7 protein-coding genes are annotated in these 4,309 nt (G+C 71.2%); 3 read left to right on the top strand and 4 right to left on the bottom strand.

Annotated features, from left to right (window positions below; genetic code table 11):
- The 3 genes from JNW89_RS29255 to JNW89_RS29245 all read right to left on the bottom strand — a co-directional run.
- The coding region (locus JNW89_RS29255; RefSeq protein WP_238451550.1) for a serine/threonine-protein kinase at positions 1-601 on the bottom strand (601 nt) is incomplete at its 3' end.
- Positions 602-706: 105 nt separating this feature from the next.
- A complete protein-coding gene (locus JNW89_RS29250; protein WP_088959423.1) occupies positions 707-1,132 on the bottom strand; it encodes a hypothetical protein in 426 nt (141 codons plus the stop codon).
- A gap of 112 nt (positions 1,133-1,244) precedes the next feature.
- Entirely contained in the window at positions 1,245-1,673 is a 429-nt protein-coding gene (locus tag JNW89_RS29245; RefSeq protein ID WP_238448193.1) for a hypothetical protein, read from the bottom strand.
- A 218-nt stretch (positions 1,674-1,891) separates the two neighbouring features.
- Between JNW89_RS29245 and JNW89_RS29240 the strand changes: the two genes are divergently transcribed.
- The 3 genes from JNW89_RS29240 to JNW89_RS29230 all read left to right on the top strand — a co-directional run bounded on the left by JNW89_RS29240 (position 1,892) and on the right by JNW89_RS29230 (position 3,817).
- Positions 1,892-3,163 carry an SdrD B-like domain-containing protein gene (locus JNW89_RS29240; RefSeq protein ID WP_238448194.1) on the top strand — a complete coding sequence of 424 codons (1,272 nt, stop codon included), beginning with the start codon at positions 1,892-1,894 and terminating at the stop codon, positions 3,161-3,163.
- Between the two features lie 85 nt (positions 3,164-3,248).
- Positions 3,249-3,467 carry a hypothetical protein gene (locus JNW89_RS29235; RefSeq protein ID WP_238448195.1) on the top strand — a complete coding sequence of 73 codons (219 nt, stop codon included), beginning with the start codon at positions 3,249-3,251 and terminating at the stop codon, positions 3,465-3,467.
- 170 nt (positions 3,468-3,637) lie between these two features.
- Positions 3,638-3,817, top strand: coding sequence for a hypothetical protein (locus JNW89_RS29230; RefSeq protein ID WP_238448196.1), 180 nt, complete (start codon positions 3,638-3,640; stop codon positions 3,815-3,817).
- Positions 3,818-3,850: 33 nt separating this feature from the next.
- Here JNW89_RS29230 and JNW89_RS29225 read toward each other — a convergent pair whose 3' ends face one another.
- Positions 3,851-4,258, bottom strand: a complete 408-nt coding sequence (locus tag JNW89_RS29225) for a hypothetical protein (protein ID WP_238448209.1) — start codon at positions 4,256-4,258, stop codon at positions 3,851-3,853.
- Positions 4,259-4,309: the final 51 nt, after the last annotated feature.

Raw genomic sequence — 4,309 nt, 5'->3', positions numbered from 1 at the left:
CGGCCACCGACGCCGGCTCGCCGCGCAGCACCTCCGGCGCGGCGTGCAGCACGCTCGCGGTCACCCTGCCGTCCGCGCCGGTCGGGCGAGCCGAGCGGGGCCGGGCCTGCCCGAAGTCGGCCAGCTTCGGCTCGCCGTACCCGGAGATCAGGATGTTCTCGGGTTTGACGTCGCGGTGCAGCACGCCCGCGCGGTGCGCGGTCTCCAGCGCGCCGGCCACCGCGATGCCCCCGGCGACCGCCTCGCGCCAGTCGCCGACCGCGCCGCCGCGCAGCCGGTCACCCAGCGAGCCGCCCTCCTCGTACGCGATCAGCAGGTACGGGTTGCCGGCGGCGGTGCGGCCGGCCTGGTGCAGCGTGACGATGTGCGGGTGGTCGGAGAGCCGGCCCAGCATCCGCAGCTCCCGCTCGAAGCGGGCGCGGGACGGGCCGTGCCAGTCGGCGGCGAGCACCTTGACCGCCACCCAGCGGGCGAAGTCGGGCTGCCAGGCGCGGTAGACGACGCCGAAGCCGCCCCGCCCCACCTCGACGGCGTCGGTGCAGCCGTCGACCCCGAGGGCGGCGCCCGGGCCGTGCGTCACCGACTGCTCGCTGTGGACCATCGCCGCTGAATGCTACCGATGGGTCGCCAGCGTGGTGTCGGCCGTGCGCACTGCAGGACACTTCCCGTGGTGGGGCGCCCCGGCGACCGGGACGCCCCGGCCCGGTCAGTAGTCGTTGTAGAACCGGAAGGCCCGGCACTCGCTGTCGTGGCCGTCCTTCCACCGGCAGAACAGGAAGCCGATGTAACGGTTCTCCGGCAGGTTGTAGGCACCACCCTCGCTGGCCTGGTGGGTGGCGCAGTTGCCCTCCCCGCCCCGGCTGAACTCGTACAGCGGTGCCCCGTACGCGTCGTCGAGGCTGACGAACATCTTCACCGCGTACCCGTCGGCGTCGGTGTCGCAGATCTTGAGGATGTCGCCGTGCTCGGTGAAGTACGCCTCGCCGCTGTAGTCGAAGATGCCGCCGCCGAACGCGTCGCCGGTGTTCATGACGTGGTACGAGTCGGACGCCATGGCCGGGCTGGGCAGCGCGACGGTGAGCGCGGTGACCGCCGCGGCCACGCCGAGCGCCTTCCGCATGGTGAACTTCATACCGGGTGTTCCTTTCGGGGTAGGTCTCTCGGTTGGGTCGGCGCCCCGGTTGCGATGCGGGACGGCCGGACGCCCGCCGGCTGTCTCCGGCGGGCCCGTCGTGGATCAGCGGTCAGCAGACGGTGCTGGTCGAACCACCCGTGCTGTTGAGGTAGCCCGTCACGTGGGTGCAGTAGGACGCCGTGTTGGCGGGCGCGCCCCACAGTTCGGCGCGGGTGGTGTTGCTCAGCTGGCCCACGCCGTAGTCAGTGCCGCTGTCCGACTCGTTGATCACGTGGACGTAGAGGTCCCAGTTCGAGTGGGTGGCGCGGTACTGCTCCCAGACGTAGATGTAGGCGTAGTTGTAGCCGCAGCCGTAGTACTGCTTGACCGAGGCCGCCTGCACGCCACCGACGGTGAGCACCCGGGTGGTGCCGATCTGGCGGACGCTGGAGCAACTCGACGGCGTGCTGGCCAGCGCCGGCGACGCGTCGACCAGCGTGACGGCGCCGGCGGCGAGGAGCGCACCCGTGGCGGCGAGGGAACGGCGGAGGATCGACATGTCAGCCCTGCTCTCTGTGGTGATCTTTCGCCGCTGAGACAACCAGGGGTCGGGCGCCGCCGACAGGTGACGAAGCGGCGACCATTTCCTCCCCCACGGCGTGTAACGCCCGGACCGTCCATATCGCCTGTTGCCCGGAAGCATCGGTGATCTTGGCTGCGGCCCGATCACCGCGGTGCTCGGAGCACGAGCACCGTCACCTTCGGACAGGGAGTTGCATGCGCATCCTCCACAGACGTTCCGGCGCGGCTCTCGCGCTGGTCGCCCTCTCCACCACCCTCGGCTCGGTGGCCGTCGCGAACCCCGCGTCGGCCGCTCCCGGGCGCGCGGACCTCACGGTCGGCCTGACCGTCGACCGTTCGCGTATCCCGGTGCAGGGTGAGGTCGTCAAGACGGACATCACAGTCGCGAACGCGGGGGTCGCGACCGCGGACGGCATCACCGTGACCGTCGACCTTCCGGACAACGCGTACGTCGGCGGCGAGGGGCCGCTGGGGGGCAGCTGGCAGTGCTCGGCGCTGAGCCCCCGGTTGGTCTGCACTCACGCGGCCCTGGCCCCGGGGCAGACCGCTGACCCGTTCAACTTCTACATCCAGTTCCGGCCGGGCACCGACGGCCAGACGGGGGACATCACCGCCACGGTCACCACGACCAGCCGGGAGTCGAGCACCCGGAACAACTCGGCCACCCGGACGGTGACCTACGACGCCACCGTCTCCTACCCGGACCTCTACGTGACGGGGGTGTCCCTGATCCCCGGCTACGAGGTGATCGAGGGGGACTGGGTCAAGCACCCGCTGCACGTCGCCAACGACGGCACCCGGACCGCCGAGGACGTCCGCGTCCGGGTGGTCGCCCCGGCCGGGCTCTTCTGGGGCGTCGGCGAGCAGTCCGACCCGTCCTGGCAGTGCACGACCGTGGTCGAACGGCAGGAGTGGGAGTGCGTGAACGGCCCCCTGGCGCCGGGCGACGAGACTCCCGTGCTCTCCTTCAGCGGCGAGGTGCTGCCCGGCGGGCAGCCCGGTGACCGGCTGCCGGTCACCGTCACCGTCTCCACCAGCACGCCCGACGAGGACCCGTGGGGCAACGTGTACGAGGGCGGCTACGTCTACGGCACCCCGGCGTACCTGACCGGGCGGGTCTGGCTGGACGCGGACGCCGACGGCCAGCGCGACGCCGACGAGGGCGCGGCGCCGACCGGCGAGCTCAGCCTGTCGGTGCAGCCGGCCGACAGCTTCGCGCGCAACGTCACGGTGAACGCCGACGGCACGTACCGACTGGCGCTGCACGACGGGGACTACCAGCTGCTGGCGGGCCTGGCCTCGACCACCCACCGGTTCACCACCCCGGACGTCGGCGACGACGCCACCGACTCCGACGTGGTGCTCACCTACGACACGCCGGAGTGGCAGGAGGCCCAGTCCGAGCAGGTCTTCCTGGCGCAGGGCGACGAGAAGGTCCTCGACATCGGCCTGGTCAGCATCGGCTGATCCGCGTTTCACCCGGGCCCTGGCCGGCGCGCTCCGCGCCCGGTCAGGCCCCGCTCTTCTTGACACCCGAGCCGACACTCGGGCCATGGATGACCGCTACCGGCAGCTGCCGCCCCGGATCGAGCCGCGCTACGAGACCCAGCCGGTGTCGGGGCCGCCGCCGCTGCCGGAGGTCGAGGAGACGGTCGGGCTGACGGCGGCGGGGCAGGTCCAGGACATCTCGCGGTTCGCCGACGGGATGACCCGGTCCGGACCGACCCGGTCCGGACGACCTGGGGCAACGGGGCGCTGCTCGCGGTCCTGATCGTGCTGGCCGTGCTCGTCATCGTTTCCGCTCTCTGGCTCGGCTGAGCGGTGCCGTCGTCCCGGCCACGGGATCTGCGCGACACCTCGGCATCAGGATCTGCGACACCAGCTCTACGCACCTCTGGCTGCCTCGGCGGGGACAATGGGACCTGACGAGGGAGGTCGGCGATGAGCGAGGACCGAGAAGGCGATGACCGGGCGGCGGACGAGGAGTTCAAGGTCCAGCGACACGACCGGTTCGGCAAGCTGCCGCCCCGGGTCGGGCGGGAGGAGCAGGTCGAGACGACAGACACGGAGCCTCCGCACGAGGAGCCGGAGGAGCCTCCGGTGCGCCGGGAGTGGGGGTAGGTAGTCGTAGCCGGAATGCGGCGGCTGGTTTCGTCAGGCGATCAGCAGCCCGACGCCGAGGCTGATCACCCCCGCAGCCAGGGAGAGCGCGCCGATCCAGAGCACCCAGACGAGTCTGTTGGGTCCGGTGGCGTTCCTGCCGGCGGAAGAGGCGAAGAATCCGGCAGGCATCAGGATCGCGGCGACGGGCAATCCCAACCGGGCGATCCACAGCAAGGCGCCGGTGAGGCTCGTCGCGTCCACATAGAGCAGGCCGACCAGGCTCAGGATCACCAGTACGCCGGCATGGCCGTGCCCGGCACGCGCGAAGGATCGCTGGAAGTCGGTCATCGGCACAGCGCCCCGGGCGATTCGGGTCATGAACCAGCCGCCGACCTGGATGGTGACGATGGTGAGTAGCACCACCCCGGCGATCATGCGGGACTCGGTACTGAGAGCCATGGTCTGCACGGCGAACTCCTTTGCGATCAGCTTGACGAGGGGCTATCGGGC

The sequence above is a fragment of the Micromonospora sp. 4G55 genome (assembly GCF_016803375.1).
Note: the sequence above shows the minus strand (reverse complement) of the source record. Positions and strands in the feature narration are given on the sequence as shown.

Bases quoted from the DNA above. Each gene is read 5' to 3' on its own strand.
- JNW89_RS29250 (WP_088959423.1), bottom strand. From the start codon at position 1,132: ATGAAGTTCACCATGCGGAAGGCGCTCGGCGTGGCCGCGGCGGTCACC.
- JNW89_RS29245 (WP_238448193.1), bottom strand. From the start codon at position 1,673: ATGTCGATCCTCCGCCGTTCCCTCGCCGCCACGGGTGCGCTCCTCGCC.
- JNW89_RS29240 (WP_238448194.1), top strand. From the start codon at position 1,892: ATGCGCATCCTCCACAGACGTTCCGGCGCGGCTCTCGCGCTGGTCGCC.
- JNW89_RS29235 (WP_238448195.1), top strand. From the start codon at position 3,249: ATGGATGACCGCTACCGGCAGCTGCCGCCCCGGATCGAGCCGCGCTAC.
- JNW89_RS29230 (WP_238448196.1), top strand. From the start codon at position 3,638: ATGAGCGAGGACCGAGAAGGCGATGACCGGGCGGCGGACGAGGAGTTC.
- JNW89_RS29225 (WP_238448209.1), bottom strand. From the start codon at position 4,258: ATGGCTCTCAGTACCGAGTCCCGCATGATCGCCGGGGTGGTGCTACTC.